Here is a 22510-nt window from a genome sequence, read left to right as displayed (position 1 = left end):
CGTATGGCCGTCAAGAAACGGGGTCTCGGACGTGGGTTGGATGCACTGCTCAGTGGTCCTTCCGTCAGCGCGCTCGAAGAGCAGGCTGTGAAGATCGACCAGAAAGAACTGCAACACCTGCCGGTCGAGCTGATCCAGCGTGGCAAGTACCAGCCGCGCCGGGACATGGACCCGGAGGCGCTGGAAGAGCTCGCGCACTCGATTCGCAACCATGGCGTGATGCAACCGATCGTGGTGCGCCCGATCGATGGCAACCGCTACGAGATCATCGCCGGTGAGCGCCGCTGGCGCGCCACCCAGCAGGCTGGCCTGGACAAGATCCCGGCGATGGTCCGCGAAGTGCCCGACGAAGCCGCCATCGCCATGGCGCTGATCGAGAACATCCAGCGCGAAGACCTCAACCCGCTGGAAGAGGCCCTGGCCCTGCAGCGGCTGCAGCAGGAGTTCGAGCTCACCCAGCAACAGGTGGCCGATGCCGTGGGCAAGTCGCGGGTGACCGTGGCCAACCTGCTGCGCCTGATCACCCTGCCTGACGCGATCAAGACCATGCTCGCCCATGGCGACCTGGAGATGGGCCACGCCCGTGCATTGCTCGGCCTGGAAGAACACCGCCAGGAAGAGGGGGCGCGTCATGTTGTCGCACGTGGCCTCACCGTGCGCCAAACCGAGGCACTGGTTCGTCAGTGGCTCAGCGACAAACCTGATCCGGTCGAACCGAGCAAACCTGATCCGGATATCGCACGCCTTGAACAGCGGCTCGCAGAGCGCCTGGGCTCGGCCGTGCAGATCCGCCATGGCAACAAGGGCAAAGGCCAATTGGTTATTCGCTACAACTCGCTTGACGAGTTGCAAGGCGTGCTTGCTCACATCCGCTGAAACAATTCCCGTTGTAGCGCGCAGTCGGAAATCACTACCGAATAGTTGAATAGGGGTTAATCCACCCCTATACTCTGCGCGCATTTTGTCGGCACAAATTATGCCAAGTCATAACTGACTTGCTGGTCGACTTCCGAGGAGCAGTTGTGATGGAAATCCGCACGCCAAACCGCCTGCCTTTCCATCGCTGGGCGGTTTTCCCGGTACTGCTGGCTCAATTCGTCGTACTGCTGCTGGCAACGTTGGTGTTGTGGCAGTGGAAAGGGGCGGTCAGTGGATATTCAGGCCTTTGCGGAGGTTTGATTGCCTGGCTACCCAATGTGTATTTCGCCTGGAAGGCTTTTCGCTTCAGCGGGGCCCGGGCGGCACAAGCCATCGTCAAGTCGTTCTACGCTGGCGAGGCAGGCAAGATGATTTTGACGGCAGTGCTTTTTGCACTGACCTTCGCAGGAGTGAAGCCACTGGCGCCGTTAGCAGTATTCGGCGTCTTCGTGTTGACCCTTTTGGTCAGCTGGTTCGCGCCCCTGCTGATGAATAAAAGACTTTCGAGACCTTAGGGCGTTTGAGGCAACCATGGCAGCAGAAACCGCTTCGGGCTATATCCAGCACCACTTGCAGAACCTGACCTACGGTCAACTACCAGACGGCAGCTGGGGCTTCGCCCATTCGGCTGCAGAAGCCAAGGCAATGGGCTTCTGGGCGTTCCACCTGGACACCCTGGGTTGGTCCGTCGCGCTGGGTCTGATCTTCCTGTTCATCTTCCGCATGGCGGCCAAGAAGGCGACTTCCGGCCAACCTGGCGGCCTGCAGAACTTCGTAGAAGTGATGGTGGACTTCGTCAACGGCAGCGTGAAGGACTCCTTCCACGGCCGTAGCCCGGTAATCGCTCCGCTGGCGCTGACCATTTTCGTCTGGGTATTCCTGATGAACGCCGTCGACCTGGTACCGGTCGACTGGATTCCTCAGCTGGCCATCCTGATCTCCGGTGACCCGCACATTCCGTTCCGCGCCGTGTCGACCACCGACCCGAACGCGACCCTGGCCATGGCCTTCTGCGTGTTCGCCCTGATCATCTTCTACAGCATCAAGGTCAAGGGCCTGGGCGGCTTCATCGGTGAGCTGACCCTGCACCCGTTCGGCAGCAAGAACATCTTCGTTCAGATCCTGCTGATTCCGGTCAACTTCCTGCTGGAATTCGTCACCCTGATCGCCAAGCCGATCTCGCTGGCACTGCGTCTGTTCGGCAACATGTACGCCGGCGAACTGGTGTTCATCCTGATCGCTGTAATGTTCGGCTCCGGCCTGCTGTGGCTCAGCGGCCTGGGTGTGGTGCTGCAATGGGCGTGGGCTGTGTTCCACATCCTGATCATCACCCTGCAAGCTTTCATCTTCATGATGCTGACCATCGTCTACCTGTCGATGGCTCACGAAGATAACCATTAAGACCGCCTGGCGTGTCTGATAGCCTTCCCCGCCTGCTCGGGGGGAGGGCTTAAAAAGTCCGCAAGGGCATGCTGTACCAAACGATTTGTTTTACCGCTTCAAACTAAAAACCTAACCAATACGACGTAAAAGTCGGGAGGAAAGATGGAAACTGTAGTTGGTCTGACCGCTATCGCTGTTGCTCTGCTGATCGGCCTGGGTGCTCTGGGTACCGCCATTGGTTTCGGCCTGCTGGGCGGCAAGTTCCTGGAAGGCGCTGCTCGTCAACCAGAAATGGTTCCGATGCTGCAGGTTAAAATGTTCATCGTTGCCGGTCTGCTCGACGCCGTAACCATGATCGGTGTTGGTATCGCTCTGTTCTTCACCTTCGCGAATCCGTTCGTTGGTCAGATCGCCGGCTAATCACTCGTCACCACGAGTTGATGGCTGTATGAATTAAGACCGAGCGAGGTGTTGGCGTGAACATTAATGCAACCCTGATTGGCCAATCCGTTGCTTTTCTGATTTTTGTACTCTTCTGCATGAAGTATGTATGGCCTCCGGTCATCACTGCCCTGCAAGAGCGCCAAAAGAAGATTGCCGACGGCTTGGACGCTGCCAACCGCGCAGCTCGCGACCTGGAGCTGGCCCAAGAGAAAGCGGGTCAGCAACTGCGTGAAGCTAAAGCACAGGCAGCCGAAATCATCGAGCAAAGCAAGAAACGCGCTGCTCAGCTTGTCGAGGAAGCCCGTGATCAGGCCCGCGTCGAAGCTGACCGTGTGAAAGCTCAGGCTCTGGCCGAGATCGAACAGGAACTGAACAGCGCTAAAGACGCCCTGCGTGCCCAAGTGGGTGCCCTGGCCGTTGGTGGTGCTGAAAAGATCCTTGGCGCCACAATCGATCAAAACGCGCATGCGGAGCTGGTTAACAAACTGGCCGCTGAAATTTAAGCGAGGGCGATCATGGCAGAACTGACCACGTTGGCCCGACCTTACGCTAAGGCTGCCTTTGAGCATGCCCAGGCCCATCAGCAACTGGCCAATTGGTCAGCCATGCTCGGCCTGGCTGCTGCGGTGTCGCAAGACGACACCATGCAGCGCCTGCTCAAGGCCCCGCGACTGACGAGCGCAGAAAAGGCCGCCACGTTCATTGACGTGTGCGGTGACAAGTTCAATGCACAGGCACGGAATTTCATTCATGTTGCCGCGGAAAACGACCGTCTCCTGCTTCTGCCGGAGATTGCCGCCCTGTTCGACCTGTACAAGGCCGAGCAAGAGAAATCCGTGGACGTGGAAGTCACCAGTGCCTTCGCGTTGAACCAAGAACAGCAAGACAAACTCGCCAAGGTTCTCAGTGCACGGTTAGGCCAGGAAGTGCGCCTGCACGCGTCGGAGGATGCCAGCCTGATTGGCGGCGTCGTCATCCGCGCTGGTGACCTGGTAATCGATGGCTCTGTTCGCGGCAAAATCGCGAAACTGGCCGAAGCATTGAAATCTTGAGTTTGAAGGGGCAGCAGAGCAATGCAGCAACTCAATCCTTCCGAAATTAGTGAAATCATCAAGGGCCGCATCGACAACCTCGATGTGAGCTCCCAAGCCCGTAACGAAGGTACCGTTGTTTCGGTATCCGACGGTATCGTGCGGATCCACGGTCTGGCCGACGTCATGTACGGCGAAATGATCGAGTTCCCTGGCAGCGTATTCGGCATGGCCCTGAACCTGGAGCAAGACTCCGTTGGTGCAGTGATCCTGGGTGCCTATGACACCCTCGCCGAAGGCATGAGCGCCAAGTGCACCGGTCGCATCCTGGAAGTTCCGGTCGGCAAAGGCCTGCTGGGCCGCGTCGTCGACGCTCTGGGTAACCCGATCGATGGCAAAGGTCCTCTGACCACCACCGAAACCGACGCGGTCGAAAAGGTCGCTCCAGGCGTGATCTGGCGTAAGTCGGTAGACCAGCCTGTACAGACTGGCTACAAGTCCGTCGACGCCATGATCCCTGTCGGCCGTGGCCAGCGCGAGCTGATCATCGGTGACCGTCAGATCGGCAAGACCGCCATGGCCATCGACGCCATCATCAACCAGAAAGACTCCGGTATTTTCTGTGTTTATGTTGCTGTCGGCCAGAAGCGTTCCACCGTTGCCAACATCGTTCGCAAGCTGGAAGAAGCCGGCGCCCTGGCCAACACCATCGTGGTCGTTGCCAGTGCTTCGGAATCCGCCGCACTGCAGTTCCTGGCGCCATACGCCGGCTGCACCATGGGCGAGTTCTTCCGTGACCGCGGTGAAGACGCCCTGATCGTTTACGATGACCTGTCCAAGCAGGCCGTTGCCTACCGTCAGATCTCCCTGCTGCTGCGCCGTCCACCAGGACGTGAAGCGTACCCAGGTGACGTGTTCTATCTCCACTCCCGTCTGCTGGAGCGTGCATCGCGCGTTTCGGAAGAGTACGTCGAGAAGTTCACCAACGGTGCTGTGACTGGCAAAACCGGTTCCCTGACCGCCCTGCCGATCATCGAAACCCAGGCTGGCGACGTTTCCGCGTTCGTTCCGACCAACGTGATTTCCATCACCGACGGTCAGATCTTCCTCGAATCGGCCATGTTCAACTCGGGCATCCGCCCTGCAGTGAACGCCGGTGTTTCGGTATCCCGCGTAGGTGGTGCCGCTCAGACCAAGATCATCAAGAAGCTGTCCGGTGGTATCCGTACCGCTCTGGCTCAGTACCGTGAACTGGCTGCATTCGCCCAGTTCGCTTCCGATCTGGACGAAGCGACCCGCAAGCAGCTTGAGCATGGTCAGCGCGTTACCGAGCTGATGAAGCAGAAGCAGTACGCGCCGATGTCCATCGCGGACATGGCCCTGTCGCTGTACGCCGCTGAGCGTGGCTTCCTGACTGACGTAGAAGTCTCCAAGATCGGTAGCTTCGAGCAAGCACTGATCGCCTTCTTCAACCGTGATCACGCTGAACTGATGGCGAAGATCAACGTGAAGGGTGACTTCAACGACGAAATCGACGCAGGCCTGAAAGCCGGTATCGAGAAGTTCAAGGCCACCCAGACCTGGTAAGCCGCAGCGGGGGCTCAGGCCCCCGCTTGCTAACCTGATAGGTGATACATGGCAGGCGCAAAAGAGATTCGCAGTAAGATTGCGAGCATCAAAAGCACGCAAAAAATTACCAGCGCCATGGAGAAAGTGGCGGTCAGCAAGATGCGCAAGGCACAAATGCGCATGGCTGCTAGCCGTCCTTACGCGGAGCGTATCCGCCAGGTGATCGGTCATCTGGCCAACGCCAACCCGGAATACCGCCACCCGTTCATGATCGAGCGCCCTGTAAAGCGCGCCGGTTATATCGTGGTGAGCAGTGACCGTGGTCTGTGCGGTGGCTTGAACACCAACCTGTTCAAGGCCCTGGTCAAGGACATGAACGAAAACCGCGAACAGGGCGTGGAAATCGACCTGTGCGTGATCGGCAGCAAGGGTGCGACTTTCTTCCGCATCTTTGGCGGCAACGTCGTAGCCGCGATCAGCCACTTGGGCGAAGAGCCATCGATCAACGATCTGATCGGCTCCGTCAAAGTAATGCTGGACGCCTACCTGGACGGCCGTATCGATCGCCTCTCGGTGGTTTCGAACAAGTTCATCAACACCATGACCCAGAAGCCAACGGTCGAGCAATTGGTACCGTTGGTGGCAACCCCGGATCAGGATCTCAAGCATCACTGGGACTACCTGTACGAACCCGACGCAAAAGAGCTGCTGGACGGCTTGATGGTGCGTTACGTGGAGTCGCAGGTGTACCAGGCGGTGGTCGAGAACAACGCTGCTGAACAAGCGGCCCGGATGATCGCCATGAAGAACGCCACAGACAACGCCGGTGATTTGATCAAAGAGCTTCAGTTGATCTACAACAAGGCGCGTCAGGCTGCGATCACCCAGGAGATCTCGGAAATCGTCGGCGGCGCTGCCGCGGTTTAACGGTTCAAATATTCAGAGGATCCAGCTATGAGTAGCGGACGTATCGTTCAAATCATCGGCGCCGTCATCGACGTGGAATTCCCACGTGACGTCGTGCCGAGTGTTTACAACGCGCTGAAAGTACAAGGCGCGGAAACCACCCTGGAAGTTCAGCAGCAGCTGGGCGACGGCGTGGTTCGTACCATTGCGATGGGCTCGACCGAAGGCCTGAAGCGCGGTCTGGAAGTCGTTGACTCCGGCGCTGCCATTTCCGTTCCTGTTGGTAAGGCCACCCTGGGCCGTATCATGGACGTACTGGGCAACCCGATCGACGAGGCCGGCCCGATCGGCGAAGAAGAGCGTCGCGGTATCCACCAGCCAGCGCCTTCGTTCGCTGACCAGGCAGGCGGCAACGACCTGCTGGAAACCGGCATCAAGGTTATCGACCTGGTTTGCCCGTTCGCCAAGGGTGGTAAGGTTGGTCTGTTCGGTGGTGCCGGTGTCGGCAAGACCGTAAACATGATGGAACTGATCCGTAACATCGCCATGGAACACAGCGGTTACTCCGTGTTCGCTGGTGTGGGTGAGCGTACTCGTGAGGGTAACGACTTCTACCACGAGATGAAGGACTCCAACGTTCTCGACAAGGTAGCGCTGGTCTACGGTCAGATGAACGAGCCACCAGGAAACCGTCTGCGCGTAGCGCTGACCGGCCTGACCATGGCCGAGAAGTTCCGTGACGAAGGTAACGACGTTCTGCTGTTCGTCGACAACATCTATCGTTACACCCTGGCCGGTACCGAAGTATCCGCACTGCTGGGCCGTATGCCTTCGGCAGTAGGTTACCAGCCGACCCTGGCTGAAGAGATGGGCGTTCTGCAAGAGCGTATCACCTCCACCAAGGAAGGTTCGATCACCTCCGTTCAGGCCGTATACGTACCTGCGGACGACTTGACCGACCCGTCGCCAGCGACCACCTTCGCCCACTTGGACGCCACCGTCGTTCTGTCCCGTGACATCGCCTCCCTGGGTATCTACCCAGCGGTCGACCCACTGGACTCGACTTCGCGCCAGCTGGACCCGAACGTGATCGGCAACGAGCACTACGAGACCGCTCGTGGCGTTCAGTATGTTCTGCAGCGCTACAAAGAGCTGAAGGACATCATCGCGATCCTGGGTATGGACGAACTGTCCGAAGCCGACAAGCAACTGGTAGCCCGCGCTCGTAAGATCCAGCGCTTCCTGTCGCAGCCGTTCTTCGTGGCCGAAGTCTTCACCGGTTCGCCAGGCAAGTACGTTTCCCTGAAAGACACCATCGCTGGCTTCAGCGGCATCCTCAAAGGTGACTACGACCACCTGCCAGAACAAGCGTTCTACATGGTCGGCAGCATCGACGAAGCGATCGAGAAAGCCAAGAAACTGTAATTCCTGCGCCCCGCAAGGGGCGCTATCAGGTTGAGGCAAGCAGATGGCTATGACAGTCCATTGCGATATCGTCAGCGCGGAAGGAGAGATCTTCTCCGGCCTGGTCGAGATGGTAGTTGCGCACGGTAACCTGGGTGATCTTGGTATCGCTCCGGGTCACGCGCCGCTGATCACCAATCTCAAGCCTGGTCCGATCACGCTGACCAAGCAGGGTGGCGCCCAAGAGGTGTTCTACATCTCTGGTGGTTTCCTCGAGGTTCAGCCGAACATGGTCAAGGTGCTTGCCGATACCGTGCAACGTGCTGCAGACCTGGATGAAGCTCAGGCTCAGGAAGCCCTCAAGGCTGCCGAGAACGCCCTGAATCTGAAAGGCGCGGACTTCGACTACGGCGCCGCCGCCGCACGTCTGGCCGAGGCCGCAGCTCAGCTGCGTACCGTCCAGCAAATGCGCAGAGGCAAGTAATCGGCCCTCGGCTGATAACTTCTGTAGCGATTGAGTAAAAGGGTAGCCTCGGCTACCCTTTTTCTTTTTCTGATTTCTCCCCCCGGTCATTTCACTGACCACCCAGGATTGGTAGCCAGTAATGTCACTCGATATCGTTATTCTCGCCGCCGGCCAAGGCACCCGCATGCGCTCGGCGCTGCCCAAGGTGCTGCACCCGGTAGCCGGCAACTCCATGCTCGGCCATGTTATCCACAGCGCGCGCCAGTTGCAGCCGCAAGGTATTCATGTGGTCATTGGCCATGGTGCCGAGTTGGTTCGAGAGCGCCTGGCCGCCGACGACCTGAACTTCGTCATGCAGGACAAGCAGCTGGGTACCGGCCATGCGGTTGCCCAGGCACTACCGGCCTTGACCGCCGAAACCGTGCTGGTGCTGTACGGTGATGTGCCGTTGATCGAAGTGGAAACCCTGCAGCGTCTGCTGGCCAAGGCCAACGAGCAGCAACTGGGCCTGCTCACGGTGACCCTCGACGACCCGACCGGCTATGGCCGCATTGTGCGTGACGAGCAGGGCAAGGTGACCGCCATCGTTGAGCACAAGGACGCCAACGAAGCGCAGAAAGCGATCAAGGAAGGCAACACCGGTATTCTGGCCCTGCCAGCCGCGCGCCTGGCCGACTGGATGGGCCGCCTGTCGAACAACAACGCTCAGGGCGAGTATTACCTGACCGACGTCATCGCCATGGCTGTGGCCGATGGCCTGGTGGTGGCTACCGAACAGCCGCACGACCCGATGGAAGTGCAAGGTGCCAACGACCGCCGCCAGTTGTCCGAGCTGGAGCGCCACTACCAGTTGCGCGAAGGCCGTCGCCTGATGGCTCAGGGTGTGACCCTGCGCGACCCGGCGCGCTTCGATGTCCGCGGTGAAGTGACCGTTGGCCGTGACGTGCTGATCGACATCAACGTGATTCTCGAAGGCAAGGTGGTCATCGAGGACGATGTGCAGATCGGCCCTAACTGCGTGATCAAGAACACCACCCTGCGCAAAGGCGCAGTGGTCAAGGCCAACAGCCACCTCGAAGGCGCCGTGATGGGCGAGGGCAGCGATGCCGGCCCGTTCGCCCGCCTGCGCCCCGGCAGTGTGCTGGATGCCAAGGCCCATGTGGGTAACTTCGTCGAACTGAAAAACGCCCACCTCGGGGAAGGCGCCAAGGCCGGTCACCTGACCTACTTGGGCGATGCCGAAATCGGTGCGCGCACCAACATCGGCGCCGGCACCATTACCTGCAACTACGATGGCGCCAACAAGTTCAAGACCGTGATGGGCGAGGACGTGTTCATCGGCTCGAACAACTCGTTGGTAGCGCCTGTGGAAATCAAGGCTGGTGCGACCACTGCTGCTGGTTCGACCATCACCCAGACCGTGGAGGCAGGCGACCTGGCGGTGGCTCGTGCACGGCAGCGCAACATCTCGGGTTGGAAGCGGCCGGAGAAGATCAAGAAGAGCTGAGTTATACACAGCTGTTTCGATCGAAAGCCGACTTATGTGAATAAGTCGGCTTTTTTCTTGGTCGTTTGGTGTTACTTGTGGGAGCGGCCTTGTGTCGCGAAAGGGCTGCGAAGCAGCCCCGGCAATATTCGCGTTGCCTGTGAAATCATTGGGGCCGCTTTGCGGCCCTTTCGCGACACAAGGCCGCTCCCACAAGGGCATGGCGATTGCCGGAAGAAACTATCCACAGGCAGTGACACCTTGACGAATCGCTCATCTTAGGTTTTGATTGCCGCCATTATCTTTCGAATCGAAACTTAAGCGCTCATGTCGAAACGAAATACCCCGCAGCGGCGGCACAACATCCTGGCTTTGCTCAGCGAGCAGGGCGAGGTGAGTGTGGATGCGTTGGCCAAGCGTTTCGCTACCTCGGAAGTCACCATCCGCAAGGACCTCGCTGCCCTCGAAACCAACGGCCTGTTGCTGCGGCGCTACGGTGGCGCGGTCCCGGTGCCACAAGAGTTACTCGGCGAACCTGCCCAGCCGGTGTCTTCCTATAAAAAGGCCATCGCCCGCGCCGCCGTGGCACGTATCCGCGAACATGCGCGCATCATCATCGACAGCGGTAGCACCACGGCAGCCATGATCCCCGAACTGGGGCGCCATCCTGGCCTGGTGGTGATGACCAATTCGATGAACGTGGCCCGCGCCATCTGCGACCTCGAACACGAGCCGGTGCTGCTGATGACCGGTGGCACCTGGGACCCGCATTCCGAGTCGTTCCAGGGCCAGGTGGCCGAGCAGGTGCTGCGCTCCTACGATTTCGACCAGCTGTTCATCGGCGCCGACGGCATCGACCTCGGCCGCGGTACCACCACCTTCAACGAACTTCTCGGGCTGAGCCGGGTCATGGCCGAAGTCGCCCGTGAAGTGATCGTGATGGTCGAATCGGACAAGGTAGGGCGCAAGATCCCCAATCTCGAGCTGCCCTGGGGCAGCGTGCACACCCTTATTACTGACGAACGCCTGCCCGCAGCGGCACGCGAACAAATTCAAGCCCGCGGCATCAACCTGATCTGCGCCGCGATCAGCCAGGAGCAATAAACCATGTGTGGAATCGTTGGTGCCGTCGCCGAACGCAACATCACAGCCATCCTGATCGAAGGCCTCAAGCGTCTTGAGTACCGCGGGTACGACAGCGCCGGCCTGGCCGTCCTCACCCAGAACGGTGAACTGCAGCGCCGTCGCCGTATCGGCAAGGTCAGTGAACTGGAAGCCGCTGTTGCCGCCGAGCCACTGGCCGGCCAGCTGGGCATCGCCCACACTCGCTGGGCCACCCACGGTGCGCCGACCGAGGGCAACGCCCACCCGCACTTCTCGGGCAATGAAGTGGCCGTGGTGCACAACGGCATCATCGAGAACCACGAAGAACTGCGCGAAGAGCTGAAGGGCCTTGGCTATGTCTTCACTTCGCAGACCGATACCGAAGTCATCGTCCACCTGATCCACCACACCCTGAAGAGCGTTCCGGACTTGACCGATGCCCTGAAGGCTGCGGTGAAGCGCCTGCATGGTGCTTACGGCCTGGCGCTGATCAGTGCCAAGCAGCCTGACCGCCTGGTAGCCGCACGCAGTGGCAGCCCGCTGGTCATCGGCCTGGGCCTGGGCGAGAACTTCCTGGCGTCCGACCAGCTGGCCCTGCGCCAGGTCACCGACCGCTTCATGTACCTGGAAGAAGGCGACATCGCCGAAATTCGCCGTGACCAGGTCTCCATCTGGGACCAGGATGGCCACAAGGTCCAGCGCGAAACCGTGCAGTACCACGAAGGTGCCGAAGCTGCCGACAAAGGCACGTACCGCCACTTCATGCTCAAGGAAATCCACGAGCAGCCAAGCGTGGTGCAGCGCACCCTGGAAGGTCGCCTGGGCAAGGACAACGTGATGGTCCAGGCCTTCGGCCCGCAGGCTGCCGAACTGTTCGCCAAGGTGCGTAACGTGCAGATCGTTGCCTGCGGTACCAGCTACCACGCCGGCATGGTCGCCCGTTACTGGCTGGAAAGCCTGGCCGGGATCCCGTGCCAGGTCGAAGTGGCCAGCGAGTTCCGTTACCGCAAGGTGGTAGTTCAGCCGGACACCCTGTTCGTCTCCATCTCGCAGTCTGGCGAAACCGCCGACACCCTGGCCGCACTGCGCAACGCCAAGGAGCTGGGCTTCCTCGGTAGCCTGGCGATCTGCAACGTCGGTATCAGCTCGCTGGTGCGTGAGTCGGACCTGACCCTGCTGACTCTGGCTGGCCCGGAAATCGGCGTGGCGTCGACCAAGGCTTTCACCACCCAGCTGGTTTCGCTGATGCTGCTGACCCTGGCTCTGGGCCAGGTGCGCGGTACCCTGGAAGCCGGCGTCGAAGCCGAGCTGGTTGAAGAACTGCGCCGCCTGCCGGCCCGCCTGGGCGAAGCCCTGGCCATGGACGCCACCGTCGAGAAGATCGCCGAACTGTTCGCCGACAAGCACCACACCCTATTCCTCGGCCGTGGTGCGCAGTACCCGGTGGCGATGGAAGGTGCGCTCAAGCTCAAGGAAATCTCCTACATCCACGCCGAAGCCTACCCGGCAGGCGAGTTGAAGCACGGCCCGCTGGCGCTGGTGGATAGCGACATGCCGGTGGTTACCGTTGCGCCGAACAACGAACTGCTGGAGAAGCTGAAGTCCAACCTGCAGGAAGTACGCGCCCGTGGTGGCGAGCTGGTAGTGTTTGCCGATGAGCAGGCCGGCATGACCAATGGCGAAGGTACCCACGTGATCAAGGTGCCGCACATCGCCGACGCCCTGGCGCCGATCCTGTACACCATCCCGCTGCAGCTGCTGTCTTACTACGTGGCCGTGCTCAAGGGCACCGACGTGGACCAGCCGCGTAACCTGGCCAAGTCGGTTACGGTCGAGTAAGCCAGAAGCCAGGGACGCTTTGTGTTTTTGATTAATAAAGGTTGTCACAAAACAATAAAGGTTGTCACAACGTAATAAAGGTTGTCACAAGGCTGGCCCCGACCGCACATCAGGCCGGAGCCAGGCCTTGGAGATTTGGGTGACAATCCTCTACGCACCGCTGTGACTGTTGTCCTGGCTGAGCCCGCTCGCTGGCATGTCCTCTTTACACGACACACCAGCCTCGTTCCGTTCGAGTGGGTCGCCCAATCATGAGCGACTTGAACATGGCATCTGCGCCCGTAGCTCCGGTCAAGGCTGCCCACCGCCAGCTGATGACCCAATCAAAAATAGATAAAAAAATTAAATCAGGCCGTGGAAGTGGAGTGAGAGATTCCTATAAACCATGGATCAAGGTGTGGGAAATCAAATCAAAGGGTGTCTCCCATATGATTGCGGGAGTTAAGATTTTCCGCACTCATCACCTGCTGTCCAATGCGGAGCGAGATTACCTCACTGTACTTGAGCACGACGCCTCGATCATTGATATCCGAGAGCAGTACCCCCTGCTTACACAGGCTGAGACTCAAGCAATTGCCTCAAGCATAAATTGTCGTCACCCTGTATATCCTGGGACGCAGATACCTGTCGTTATGACGACGGACTTTCTCATCACCTTCTTGGATCCCTCTGGTGAAACGAGGTTAGCTGCTCGCTCAGTAAAATATAGAAAGGAATTTGAGCAGGCTGATCTTCATGTGCGGAATCGAATAGCTGAAAAGCTCGCTATTGAGGAAAAATACTGGTCAATGAGGGGCGTGGACTGGAAGCTGGTCCTGCACGAAAACCTCTCGAAGATTAGATTAGCGAACCTCAGAGTTCTCAGGACTTATGCCAATATCCATCCCTCGTTGCCGACTGAGAAAAATATAGGGAACTTACTTGAATACATCGCGGGGTCAAAGACGGATCAAATACCCTTAAAAGCTCTTTTGGAAAAGGCGTCACGTGATATCTATATTGACTATATGAGCGTGAAGCGGCTCTTCCATCACCTGCTATGGATCGGCCGTTTAGAGTCTGATATTACCTCGAAAATAATAAGCTTGTCGCAGCCGTTGCACGTATGGCCGAGCCATCGGTCAGCGGCTTTGTCTCCGCCAACCGAGGTTTCTCATCATGCTTGATTTTCAAATTAACAGCATTGTTTCTCCCGGCGAAGAACCGAGCTTACTAAAAAAGGCAGTTAGGGTCTTAGGCATAAATAATGATACTGTTATCGTGATTGAGCTGAATATGAATCCAGGCAAGCCGTGGCAGATTGATAAGTCAGTTTTAATTGACGAAATTGATTCAGGGCGCGCGGTCTTAAGTCCAGAAATGGTTCCTTTACATCTGCTCAGAAGCGACGATGAAATTAGTGAAAATGAAAAGGCGAGCCGAAATCGAAATTGGAGTCTTATAAGAAGTTTAGTAGAAGATCGCTCTGCCTTGGATATTCTTGGTCCTGGTTTTGGGAAGCTTGTTGCGACGCATGCCATAGAGACAGGGGTAGAGCGTAAGCAGATATACCGGCTTCTATACCGCTATTGGAGTATGGGTCAGACACCTAACGCGTTTCTTTGGAACACAAGCGCTTGCGGCGGACGTGGGAAGAAAAAGGATCGGTCCTCAGGTATTATCCCCGGTCGGCCGCGTAAGTATCTTGGTGTCGTTGTCAATGATGGTGGTGCCATCCCGCTCGAACAGCGCCATCTCTCTCATATCCGTTTGGCTTACGGGCGAGTCGCTAGCGGCAAGTGTGGCACCCTGAAAGATGCACATAAGTGGATGTTAAACAAATTTTATAGAGCGACTCTCCCTGACGGATCGAAAGGAAATATTGTACGCGGCAGTTACCCGACTACTGCACAGCTTAGATATCACGGTAAATTATTTTTCGATGACCTGTATAAGCTCAAGGTGCGTGGCGGTTCTATCAGGTACAACAAAGACCATCGGGCTATCGTTGGCTCAGCATCCCAAGGCCTGATAGGCGCGACGCAGCGATATGAGATAGATTCCACCATCGCTGATGTCTATTTAGTGCATCGCGTTAATAGGCTGTGGCTCATTGGGCGTCCGATACTTTATGTAGTCGTCGATACCTACACCAGAATGATTGTAGGAATTCACGTGGGCCTTGAGGGGCCCAGCTGGAATGGGGCTAGACACGCGATATACAACGCTTGCACCTCAAAGGTTGAGTTTTGCAAACGATACAACGTAGACATTGAGGAAGCTGACTGGCCATGCTCGCATTTGCCAGTCGAAATTGTGGCTGACCGGGCTGAACTTCTAAGCGAGGCGGGGGCAACGCTCTCCCAAAGCTTGGGGCTTGGGGTGCAAATTTTGCCTCCTTTCAGGCCTGATTGGAAAGGGATCATCGAAAGCCGTTTCCGTCTGATCAATGAACACCTCGACTTGAAGTTCGTTCCAGGCGGAGTGGATGCTCGTAAAATGGAGCGCGGCGATAGGGACTACCAACTCGATGCCATTTTGGATATCGACGAGTTCACCGAAATGGTTATTGTAGGAGTCTTGGCTCACAATAAGAGCCTGCGGATATCACACCTTTTAAATCGCGAGATGATTGCCGGCGGAGTGGAAGCAACGCCTATAGCGATTTGGAATTGGTCGAAGGATAATAGCCCTATAAATTCAAAAGTAGTATCGCCGGCTGAGTTGAAAATCGCTCTATTGCCCTCTCAGCAGTGTCGTATAAGTCGAGGCGGTATTGTTTTCCAAGGCGTACAGTATACATGTCAAACAGCGTTACGCGAGGAGTGGTTGGAGCGCTCGCACAACCTGCGGACGAAATATGTTCGAGTATTCTATGATCCTAACTCTATTGAAAATTGTTGGATCAAGTCAGAAGCAGGTTTTGAGGCTTTAACTATTGTACCGCAGCAACGGCAGAAATATGGTGGACTCCGTATGGAGGAGGTTCTTGATATGATCCATGTCCTGAACCAAGTTTCGCCGGATGCCCGTTATGACAGTGATAATACTGCGGCGCTGGTAAGGGGGCGGCAAGAGGAAATCTTTGACCGGGCCAAATCCAAACGTGTCGCTCAGGGTGACCCGAAATCGAATGCAGATTTCAAGCGGGACAAACGTGCCAAGCGTGCTACCGAAGCTCAGACCGAGCGCGATTCCCATACCGCTGATCTGAATCAGCTACGCGTTGTGGATAACATACCTCCTGTGGCAGAAAATTCTAAGCTAGTCACCGGCAGGCCCAGTTCCGCGAGAAGCGCGGCGTTTCTGAAACTAGTCGTCAGCGAGGGAAGCGAGGCTGAGACATGAACGATTTGACGTTCTCCCCCGCAGAATACATTCCTACAGGCATGCCTCAGTACGATGGCAACCCGCTGATCGAATGCTTGCCTAGAATTCTGTCGGATGTAGATGTGGTCAGGCGCGTTGGGAACCTTCCGCCGAAGCCCGACGAGGCCGAACGAGCGTTGCCACCGAAGCTTCGCGGTCATGGGATCAACCGGCTGAAAGATGTTGTTGTTCCATTCGAAATTCACCTGCGCCTTGAAGACCTTTTCAGCCAGCTGATTCGCTACGGATATATGGGACGCAATCCGCTGTTGGCCTCATCTGTTAGGCATCGGCTGCCTTCCTCAGCGGAGGCCAAGGGCCACGGATTCATGTCCACCGCTGAGACGATGACGCTCATCGGCTTGAGTGGTATGGGTAAGACCACAGCGCTCAATTCCATCGCAAGGCTTTATCCGCAGGTGATCAGCCACAGCAGATATAAAGACGCCATTCTCATCGAAACCCAGGTCGTGTGGCTAAAGATTGAGTGCCCTCATGACGGCTCGTTGCGCGGTTTCTGTGCAGCATTCTTCTCAGCGTTGGATGCTGCGTTAGGAGTCGACAAATACTCGCGCAGGGGCGGTTCTGGCAACAGCATCAGCGTAATGCTCCAGCACATCAGTCAGCTGTGCAAAACCTTTTTCATTGGTGCTTTGATCATTGATGAAATGCAGCATCTTTGCTCCTCGCGGGGGGGACAGGATCGGGAAAAGTTGCTGAATTTCTTCGTAACTTTATCCAACGATGCAGGCGTTCCGCTGGTGTATGTAGGGACCAACGCAATGCTCCCGCTGTTTTCTGGTGTGCTGCGCAACGCCCGAAGAGCGGCGGGGATGGGACCCATCGCTTTTGACCGATTCAGCGAAGACGATCCGTTTTGGGAGCACTTGGTGTCCCAACTCTGGGCCTATGACTGGACGGCATCATGCGCCCCCCTGACGAAGGAGCTCTTGTCCAAGATCTATGATCTCGCCCAAGGCAATACTGATTTCCTAGCGAAACTGCTTATGCTTGCGCAGCGTCATGTAATTTGGGAGGGCCTCGACGCTATTACGCCAGCGGTGCTTCAGCAGGTGTATGACAATCAAATGAGGCTTCTACACAAGCCCATCGAGGCTCTACGAAGCGGTGATCCTCTTCAGATTGCTGACTTCGAGGACATGATGCCTACAAAAGACCAGATCGCCCAGATGATGAACTACGACTTGGCTCGCCGGGCCGACAGAGCTCATCTTTCGCTACTTACCCAGGCCGCGATCACTCCTCCACCTCAAGCCAAGGATAAATCGGCATCGAAGGCTACGGGTCGTACCGTGGTCCCGGTTGCTGACGGAGCATTAGCTAACGTGCATTTTTCGAAGGACGAAGACCTTCAGGCTCAGCTCGAACAGCGCGGCTGGGTGGATAGGGATTCCTCCTGGTGACATGAGGATCGGGAGCTCAAGGCAGTGGCTAACCTTCTGTTCTTCCCCCAGCCGTTCCCGGATGAGTCGCTCTACAGCCTGGCCGTGCGCTATCACAAGCTAGCGGCCAATCCAGGATACCGCGTGTCAAGCCACGAGCTCTTCGGTAGCTACTCGCGTACCTGTGGTTCCATTTTGCCATGCTGCTTAGGGGCTCTGTCTGAGCGTCTGGGAGGCGCCATTCCCGTAGGAGAGTTGATCAATCGCTTCACACTTTTACCGCTTTATTTGCCGTTTTTGAATGAACAGAAGGGCCGCGATGCCGTTGTTCTAATGGGAGGTAATCGGGGTACAGGACTCAAGATGGCCTTGGGCATAACAGCGTCGCGTTTCCTCCAACACGCCTCGTTTAGATATTGCGAGAGCTGCGTCGGACAGGACATGCTGGAGTGCGGCTTAGCCTACTGGCATCGTATTCATCAAGCTTCGGGCATTTGCGTCTGTCCGCGCCACAGCGAAGTGCTACAGGCGATGAGATTTCCCAAAGGGGCAGATTGGCGTTGCATGTTGCTACCGGGCGAATCAGGTGGAACGCCGGTTATGGACTGTGGAGAACACAGCGCGGCCATTGCGATTGCCCGTATGCAGCTATGGGGGCTCGACCACCCCGATGAGATCAAAGCGATCCAGGCTGGAAATTTTTTCAGGACCCGTTTGGACGAGATGAGTTTTATTAGGTCTGGTCGAATTAGAGAGGGAATGCTGAGAGAGTTCTTAACCAGGCGACTTCGGTGCAGTCCTAGCGCTGCCGAGTTTGAAGAAATGGTTCGGTCCTGTGACTGGGTTTTGCAGATCATACGGCGACGAGAGCGAATCGTGCAGCCCTTCAAGTTCTATTTCCTCTGCTGGCTCCTCGATCTGGAGCTGGAACACCTCAAGACCTACTGTCCAGAGGCCGATATATCCGCTGGTGTTATGGTCTGTCGTGATAGGCCGAATAACCTTACTGATGACAATGACCTCCAAGCCCGCCGGTTAGCCTTTGCAAACAGTGCTAACCCCAAATGTCATGACAAGCCGGGCTATCAGTGGTTGTACCGCCACGACAGGGAATGGTTGGTCAACTATGTTGCTGCAAACCCCTACCTCAGAGATCGAAAGATTCGAATCGACTGGCAATCCAGGGACTTCACCCTTGCGTCAGAGCTCGCTAAAGCTAGGGCGATCTTACTTTCTGTACACGGAAAGCCTCAGCAGGTCACCCGCGCTGCTCTATGCAGGCTTGTGGTAAACGCCCACGCTTTCCTTAAAATGCCGGAACATTTTCCGAGGAGCATAAGGTTGATGGCGGATTTGCTTGAGTCTACTCATGACCACCAGCTGCGTAAAATCCGGTGGGCAATCCGAGAATACTCTCTGACTGAACACTGTGCCATGAGTGTTCTCTACCGTTATGCCGGAATACGGATATCTCGCGTATCCGAAGATGAAATCCTCATGCAGATACGTGACGATATGGACTAGTTCTATTGGCTTCGTGCAAGAGTTTATTGAATCTGGATTTTTTCTTCTCTCGCAGGAGGTCTTGCTCATCTTGGTTCGCTAGCAAATTTAAATAATTCTCAGCGGTGTGACATCCTAAAAATACATACATAGGAAATTTGTCACTGGTGGAGATACTGCTCGTGGTAAGTCTCGACGTAATCCCCATTTCTTTGTAAATCAGTTTGGAAATATCCAGCTCGGTGCGTTCGAATTCTCTAGTGCGATTAATCATGAGGCTTGCATATGCGATAAAGTCTGCCGTTCCATCATGTATCATCGGGCCGCGGTAGCCCAGAAGATCTGCGACAAATTTGGCGTACATATGACGGGTTGATCCGAATTCTCGCTTTTGACGTCTTGACCATTTGCCCTGCTTGCTGCACTTGGCTAGGTGACCAATCTCGTGCTTTTTCAGTGGTATTGAGCAGGCCGGACATGTTTCGATTAGAGTGCAAGCATGAGTACTGCAAACCTGTACGGAACCCAACACGTGCCTGCAATGAATATAGGGGCTTCCGCAGTTATTCAAGTCTTCGAGAACGCAATCTGGACAAACTTTCTGCCAAGTCTTTGGTGTGACGATTGCGGTCGCTCGATGACGACCAAGCGCAGCTATCATAGGATACAAAGTGTGGTCGTTTAGGACTAGTTCGGAAATTTTGTGGTCGTCTAGCAGTTTTGGGTAATAAAATTCTTGATGCGGCCGCCACTCTGCTTGCACGGTGCTTAAGGTTTTACTAATCCCGAAGCCAACACGAGGTATCGGTTTTATATAGAAATCTTCAGTTTTTAGAGATTTAATACCTAGAAGCTCATTGCCTCGCTTAAGCGCTGATGCGACATATTCTCCAGGTAATGGTGCGAAAATTCTCATTAATTGAAGTGCTTGTACACGTTGCTAGACGGGCGGTATGCCATTTTAGTTAGAAGTCACCGGTATCGCATCCACATTGGTGACCGTATTGGGCTATTGTGAAGGTGGAAGGGCGCCGGACGTGCTTGGGAATCAAAATGGCTAGTCTGGCAGCCAACGCACAAGAGGAGGTCGATGCAGTGAATCCTACAAGCACTCGCCCACCTGTTGAATCGCAGGCCTTTCCACCAACGTTCCACCTGGTTCATACCCACCCCGACGGGTTGAGCCAGCTGGAGCTCCTGAGTCTAGTCCAAACAGGATTCTTTTTCAGCGACGTGAAGTGCATGGTCGAGTCATCGAGCCTGTTCAAGGCTCGTAACCTCGTCGGGCGAATCACAGGAAGATCGACCAGAAGCATTCACCGTCTGAGCCATCCCGCTCAGGCCCATCGTCTGGATGCCCAGCAGAGCGCGGTGGCGTTCCAGTATGCGAAAGGACTGGAGCTTGCATCGAAGGTATTTGGCTCTCAGATGCTCGCGGAGCAGTGGCTTTGTCGGCCGTGCGGCCGTTTGTTGGGGTTTGTACCCTTCGAGATGCTCGACACGTCGCTCGGGTTCAGCGTCGTAGCGGACTATCTTGAGCGTATACGCTTGGGTGTCTACCAGTAGCTTGCCTGAGGGCGAGGTTGGTATGCGGCGAGGAGGCAACGCTACCTCTTTTTACATGCGGGACTTACAACCTTGTAATTCCCGTATCACTCAATTGACAGCGATCAACCCCTAATCTTCAGTCACGTTTATTGGAGTGATTGAAATGAAAGTCATCAAAAGTATCACCGCTATCCTGGCCCTAGTGGCTTCGTCAGCCGTACTCGCCGAAGGAGGATCCGACCGTCTGCATGGAAAGATGATTCAGGCCAATGAGCAAGCTATGCGAGCTTATGCCGCTGCCAAGGGAAAGAACCCACCGGAGGTGATCCACTATCGCTACGGGATGCGGCTCGACGTGGCGAAGGTGATCAGCATGACGTCGACCAAGGCGAGCTGTGACGTGATGCCGGCACAGATGAATTACGAGGATTCCAACGGAGACGTGAAAATCCTTGAATACCGGACCGCTGGAGTCGGTTGCCGGGGCCAGAACTGAGCACTGAGCGAGTGGACAGGACTTACTCTGATAAAACGCCGGGTTGAAGCGTCAATTCCGGCAATAGATCGCCTGGTTACCGGCTTTCATGACTGGTGGAGTACGATGAGGACTGGTAGCTCAGGCAGGAGAGTCCAATGACTCAATCAGCGCGCACCACGGTAAAGTGCCTAGATCCCGGCGACGGCTCCGGCGATGTGATTGTGGAATTACCCGATGACATTTTGCGCGAGCTCGGGGTCACGACGGGCGACAGACTCTCCATCGAGCTCATCAACGGCGATATCGTACTCAAGCCAGTCCGCGAGCGCCGTGAATCTGACTAGCTACCCTTTGTAGCCCCTCTCTGTCGTCCTGTTGAGCTGATGAAGCTTTCTAGCGGGGGAATAAGGGACGGCAGTCAGCCTACCGCCGTCCTCCTGGTAGGTGCGTTATTTGGCTGGATAGTTGGCGACTACTTGGTCCTCGCCGCTTTTGATTAAACCAATGACTTGGTAGGCATGGCTTACGCCATCAACCTCCATGCCTGGGGACCCAGCTGGCATTCCTGGTACGGCGATCCCGACTAGATCGTTCCGCCCCCTGAGTTCTCGAATCTGCTCAGCTGGCACGTGACCTTCAACAAACTTTCCGTCGATCACAGCTGTGTGGCAGGACGCTAACCGTGGCGCTACGCCCAGCTTCTGTTTCACTGCGCTCATGTCCGTCTCAACATGGTCGGTCACTTTGAAACCATTGGCTTCCAGGTGCGCGATCCACTTCTTGCAGCAACCGCAGTTCGCGTCTCGGTGAACGTCGATGGACAATGGCTCGGCAGCATAGGCCGCCGAGGTCACCAGAAGCCCAGCGATAGCGGCTAGCCGAACGAATATCCGGTTAGTTGGCATGAGTGTGCTCCTTACCGTCTTTGTGAACATGCGTCTTTGGCGACGATGTCGGGTGGGCATCCGAATGGGCCTCGGCCGCATTGTGGTCACCGTGATGATCTGCCGCTTGAGCGGAGCCTGCGGGTGCAGCTCCATGGTCGTGAGCTGCCTGGGCATGATCGTCGTCTGCCGCTTCATCGTGATCACCATGCTCGGCACGACCGCTCCCGCCGTGCTGGCCCTCATGGTTGTGCATATCGCTTTCACCGCCGCCGTGCTGGTGGCCGCCGCTCGTGGCCACCAAGGCCTTGTACTGCTCGGCATTCATCTGGGGCAGTTGATCCAGGAACGCGACGATTCCCCAGATGTACTCATCGCCCATGCTCTTGCCCCAGGCGGGCATGCCCGTGGCTTTGATACCGTGCTTGATTGTCCAGAATGCGGCGGCTGGATCGCCTCCGACACCCACCTTGGTGAGGTCGGGTGGCGACGGGTATAGCGCTTGGCTTAGCTCAGTCTTCCCAACGCCAGGGGCAAGGTGACAGCCTATACACATGGCGTTGTAGTTGCCCGCCCCCGCTTTGATCAACGCGGCTTCCTTCAGATCAGGGACTTCGATGTCTCGCGCTCGAACCTCAATAGACCGATCACGAGCCATGGCGAGAAAGGAATGGACTGCCGGGAAGTGAGGATCATCAGCGCCGACATTCACCAGACCGAAATAGGCTGTGCCCAATACCGCAGCACTTCCGACAGCACCGGCCCCAAGCAGCGTTGTAATTGTTTTTTTCATGTT

At 56.5% G+C, this 22510-nt stretch carries 23 protein-coding genes; 20 read left to right on the top strand and 3 right to left on the bottom strand.

Annotated features, from left to right (window positions below; translation table 11 throughout):
• Window positions 1-3 precede the first annotated feature (3 nt).
• The 17 genes from ABX298_RS10645 to ABX298_RS10565 all read left to right on the top strand — a co-directional run bounded on the left by ABX298_RS10645 (window position 4) and on the right by ABX298_RS10565 (window position 18825).
• A complete protein-coding gene (locus tag ABX298_RS10645; protein WP_003260029.1) occupies window positions 4-876 on the top strand; it encodes a ParB/RepB/Spo0J family partition protein in 873 nt (290 codons plus the stop codon).
• A gap of 149 nt (window positions 877-1025) precedes the next feature.
• The gene (locus ABX298_RS10640; RefSeq protein WP_008092225.1) at window positions 1026-1433 is read left to right on the top strand and encodes a F0F1 ATP synthase subunit I; all 408 of its coding nucleotides are present in this window, start codon (window positions 1026-1028) and stop codon (window positions 1431-1433) included.
• A 16-nt stretch (window positions 1434-1449) separates the two neighbouring features.
• On the top strand, window positions 1450-2319 hold the full coding sequence (gene atpB / locus ABX298_RS10635) for a F0F1 ATP synthase subunit A (protein WP_003260030.1): 870 nt from the start codon (window positions 1450-1452) through the stop codon (window positions 2317-2319).
• Window positions 2320-2463: 144 nt separating this feature from the next.
• On the top strand, window positions 2464-2721 hold the full coding sequence (gene atpE, locus ABX298_RS10630) for a F0F1 ATP synthase subunit C (RefSeq protein WP_003097235.1): 258 nt from the start codon (window positions 2464-2466) through the stop codon (window positions 2719-2721).
• 56 nt (window positions 2722-2777) lie between these two features.
• Window positions 2778-3248 (top strand): F0F1 ATP synthase subunit B, encoded by a 471-nt coding sequence (locus ABX298_RS10625; RefSeq protein ID WP_003260032.1) that lies wholly within the window; start codon window positions 2778-2780, stop codon window positions 3246-3248.
• Window positions 3249-3260: 12 nt separating this feature from the next.
• Window positions 3261-3797 carry a F0F1 ATP synthase subunit delta gene (locus ABX298_RS10620; RefSeq protein WP_003260034.1) on the top strand — a complete coding sequence of 179 codons (537 nt, stop codon included), beginning with the start codon at window positions 3261-3263 and terminating at the stop codon, window positions 3795-3797.
• A gap of 21 nt (window positions 3798-3818) precedes the next feature.
• Window positions 3819-5363 carry a F0F1 ATP synthase subunit alpha gene (gene atpA / locus ABX298_RS10615; RefSeq protein ID WP_013974906.1) on the top strand — a complete coding sequence of 515 codons (1545 nt, stop codon included), beginning with the start codon at window positions 3819-3821 and terminating at the stop codon, window positions 5361-5363.
• 48 nt (window positions 5364-5411) lie between these two features.
• Window positions 5412-6272 (top strand): F0F1 ATP synthase subunit gamma, encoded by an 861-nt coding sequence (gene atpG, locus ABX298_RS10610; protein WP_013974905.1) that lies wholly within the window; start codon window positions 5412-5414, stop codon window positions 6270-6272.
• Between the two features lie 27 nt (window positions 6273-6299).
• On the top strand, window positions 6300-7676 hold the full coding sequence (atpD, locus tag ABX298_RS10605; RefSeq protein WP_013974904.1) for a F0F1 ATP synthase subunit beta: 1377 nt from the start codon (window positions 6300-6302) through the stop codon (window positions 7674-7676).
• Between the two features lie 43 nt (window positions 7677-7719).
• A complete protein-coding gene (locus ABX298_RS10600) occupies window positions 7720-8139 on the top strand; it encodes a F0F1 ATP synthase subunit epsilon (protein WP_003260039.1) in 420 nt (139 codons plus the stop codon).
• Between the two features lie 121 nt (window positions 8140-8260).
• On the top strand, window positions 8261-9628 hold the full coding sequence (gene glmU, locus ABX298_RS10595) for a bifunctional UDP-N-acetylglucosamine diphosphorylase/glucosamine-1-phosphate N-acetyltransferase GlmU (RefSeq protein WP_075046820.1): 1368 nt from the start codon (window positions 8261-8263) through the stop codon (window positions 9626-9628).
• A 306-nt stretch (window positions 9629-9934) separates the two neighbouring features.
• Window positions 9935-10711, top strand: a complete 777-nt coding sequence (locus ABX298_RS10590) for a DeoR/GlpR family DNA-binding transcription regulator (RefSeq protein ID WP_015268400.1) — start codon at window positions 9935-9937, stop codon at window positions 10709-10711.
• A 3-nt stretch (window positions 10712-10714) separates the two neighbouring features.
• On the top strand, window positions 10715-12550 hold the full coding sequence (gene glmS / locus ABX298_RS10585) for a glutamine--fructose-6-phosphate transaminase (isomerizing) (protein ID WP_075046819.1): 1836 nt from the start codon (window positions 10715-10717) through the stop codon (window positions 12548-12550).
• A gap of 314 nt (window positions 12551-12864) precedes the next feature.
• Complete coding sequence (locus tag ABX298_RS10580; protein WP_031312168.1) at window positions 12865-13716, top strand: TnsA endonuclease N-terminal domain-containing protein; 852 nt, start codon at window positions 12865-12867, stop codon at window positions 13714-13716.
• Window positions 13709-15877 carry a Mu transposase C-terminal domain-containing protein gene (locus ABX298_RS10575; protein WP_367394376.1) on the top strand — a complete coding sequence of 723 codons (2169 nt, stop codon included), beginning with the start codon at window positions 13709-13711 and terminating at the stop codon, window positions 15875-15877. The genes ABX298_RS10580 and ABX298_RS10575 overlap by 8 nt, the downstream gene beginning before the upstream one ends.
• Complete coding sequence (locus tag ABX298_RS10570; protein WP_023048574.1) at window positions 15874-17322, top strand: ATP-binding protein; 1449 nt, start codon at window positions 15874-15876, stop codon at window positions 17320-17322. Before ABX298_RS10575 ends, ABX298_RS10570 begins: the two co-directional genes overlap by 4 nt.
• Window positions 17323-17346: 24 nt before the next feature.
• Window positions 17347-18825: a TniQ family protein gene (locus tag ABX298_RS10565; RefSeq protein ID WP_031312166.1), complete on the top strand. Its 1479-nt coding sequence runs from the start codon at window positions 17347-17349 to the stop codon at window positions 18823-18825.
• Here ABX298_RS10565 and ABX298_RS10560 read toward each other — a convergent pair.
• Window positions 18797-19720, bottom strand: coding sequence for a TniQ family protein (locus ABX298_RS10560; protein ID WP_367394375.1), 924 nt, complete (start codon window positions 19718-19720; stop codon window positions 18797-18799). The genes ABX298_RS10565 and ABX298_RS10560 overlap by 29 nt on opposite strands.
• 137 nt (window positions 19721-19857) lie before the next feature.
• Here ABX298_RS10560 and ABX298_RS10555 point away from each other — a divergent pair, with 137 nt between their 5' ends.
• The 3 genes from ABX298_RS10555 (at window position 19858) to ABX298_RS10545 (ending at window position 21174) form a co-directional block, all read left to right on the top strand.
• Window positions 19858-20370, top strand: coding sequence for an antitoxin Xre/MbcA/ParS toxin-binding domain-containing protein (locus ABX298_RS10555; protein ID WP_023048572.1), 513 nt, complete (start codon window positions 19858-19860; stop codon window positions 20368-20370).
• Window positions 20371-20515: 145 nt separating this feature from the next.
• Window positions 20516-20848: a DUF2790 domain-containing protein gene (locus ABX298_RS10550; protein WP_012316932.1), complete on the top strand. Its 333-nt coding sequence runs from the start codon at window positions 20516-20518 to the stop codon at window positions 20846-20848.
• A gap of 137 nt (window positions 20849-20985) precedes the next feature.
• On the top strand, window positions 20986-21174 hold the full coding sequence (locus ABX298_RS10545) for an AbrB/MazE/SpoVT family DNA-binding domain-containing protein (protein WP_016489899.1): 189 nt from the start codon (window positions 20986-20988) through the stop codon (window positions 21172-21174).
• Window positions 21175-21279: 105 nt separating this feature from the next.
• Here ABX298_RS10545 and ABX298_RS10540 read toward each other — a convergent pair whose 3' ends face one another.
• Window positions 21280-21735: a DUF411 domain-containing protein gene (locus ABX298_RS10540; protein ID WP_023048571.1), complete on the bottom strand. Its 456-nt coding sequence runs from the start codon at window positions 21733-21735 to the stop codon at window positions 21280-21282.
• On the bottom strand, window positions 21725-22507 hold the full coding sequence (locus ABX298_RS10535; RefSeq protein WP_012316930.1) for a cytochrome c: 783 nt from the start codon (window positions 22505-22507) through the stop codon (window positions 21725-21727). The genes ABX298_RS10540 and ABX298_RS10535 overlap by 11 nt, the downstream gene beginning before the upstream one ends.
• Between the last annotated feature and the right edge of the window lie 3 nt (window positions 22508-22510).

Source organism: Pseudomonas sp. X4 (assembly GCF_040784925.1).
In the GTDB taxonomy this organism is placed as follows: Bacteria; Pseudomonadota; Gammaproteobacteria; order Pseudomonadales; family Pseudomonadaceae; genus Aquipseudomonas; species Aquipseudomonas putida_Z.
The sequence above is the reverse complement of the archived record's forward strand: the minus strand, read 5'-3'. Positions and strand labels throughout refer to the sequence as shown.

Excerpts from the sequence above, each read along its gene's own strand:
- ABX298_RS10620 (WP_003260034.1), top strand. The coding sequence starts at position 3,261 with ATGGCAGAACTGACCACGTTGGCCCGACCTTACGCTAAGGCTGCCTTT.
- glmU (WP_075046820.1), top strand. The coding sequence starts at position 8,261 with ATGTCACTCGATATCGTTATTCTCGCCGCCGGCCAAGGCACCCGCATG.
- ABX298_RS10550 (WP_012316932.1), top strand. The coding sequence starts at position 20,516 with ATGAAAGTCATCAAAAGTATCACCGCTATCCTGGCCCTAGTGGCTTCG.
- ABX298_RS10600 (WP_003260039.1), top strand. The coding sequence starts at position 7,720 with ATGGCTATGACAGTCCATTGCGATATCGTCAGCGCGGAAGGAGAGATC.
- atpE (WP_003097235.1), top strand. The coding sequence starts at position 2,464 with ATGGAAACTGTAGTTGGTCTGACCGCTATCGCTGTTGCTCTGCTGATC.
- atpA (WP_013974906.1), top strand. The coding sequence starts at position 3,819 with ATGCAGCAACTCAATCCTTCCGAAATTAGTGAAATCATCAAGGGCCGC.
- ABX298_RS10545 (WP_016489899.1), top strand. The coding sequence starts at position 20,986 with ATGACTCAATCAGCGCGCACCACGGTAAAGTGCCTAGATCCCGGCGAC.
- glmS (WP_075046819.1), top strand. The coding sequence starts at position 10,715 with ATGTGTGGAATCGTTGGTGCCGTCGCCGAACGCAACATCACAGCCATC.
- ABX298_RS10640 (WP_008092225.1), top strand. The coding sequence starts at position 1,026 with ATGGAAATCCGCACGCCAAACCGCCTGCCTTTCCATCGCTGGGCGGTT.
- ABX298_RS10590 (WP_015268400.1), top strand. The coding sequence starts at position 9,935 with ATGTCGAAACGAAATACCCCGCAGCGGCGGCACAACATCCTGGCTTTG.
- ABX298_RS10575 (WP_367394376.1), top strand. The coding sequence starts at position 13,709 with ATGCTTGATTTTCAAATTAACAGCATTGTTTCTCCCGGCGAAGAACCG.
- ABX298_RS10535 (WP_012316930.1), bottom strand. The coding sequence starts at position 22,507 with ATGAAAAAAACAATTACAACGCTGCTTGGGGCCGGTGCTGTCGGAAGT.
- ABX298_RS10555 (WP_023048572.1), top strand. The coding sequence starts at position 19,858 with ATGGCTAGTCTGGCAGCCAACGCACAAGAGGAGGTCGATGCAGTGAAT.
- ABX298_RS10645 (WP_003260029.1), top strand. The coding sequence starts at position 4 with ATGGCCGTCAAGAAACGGGGTCTCGGACGTGGGTTGGATGCACTGCTC.
- atpD (WP_013974904.1), top strand. The coding sequence starts at position 6,300 with ATGAGTAGCGGACGTATCGTTCAAATCATCGGCGCCGTCATCGACGTG.
- ABX298_RS10580 (WP_031312168.1), top strand. The coding sequence starts at position 12,865 with ATGACCCAATCAAAAATAGATAAAAAAATTAAATCAGGCCGTGGAAGT.
- ABX298_RS10560 (WP_367394375.1), bottom strand. The coding sequence starts at position 19,720 with ATGAGAATTTTCGCACCATTACCTGGAGAATATGTCGCATCAGCGCTT.
- atpG (WP_013974905.1), top strand. The coding sequence starts at position 5,412 with ATGGCAGGCGCAAAAGAGATTCGCAGTAAGATTGCGAGCATCAAAAGC.
- atpB (WP_003260030.1), top strand. The coding sequence starts at position 1,450 with ATGGCAGCAGAAACCGCTTCGGGCTATATCCAGCACCACTTGCAGAAC.
- ABX298_RS10540 (WP_023048571.1), bottom strand. The coding sequence starts at position 21,735 with ATGCCAACTAACCGGATATTCGTTCGGCTAGCCGCTATCGCTGGGCTT.
- ABX298_RS10570 (WP_023048574.1), top strand. The coding sequence starts at position 15,874 with ATGAACGATTTGACGTTCTCCCCCGCAGAATACATTCCTACAGGCATG.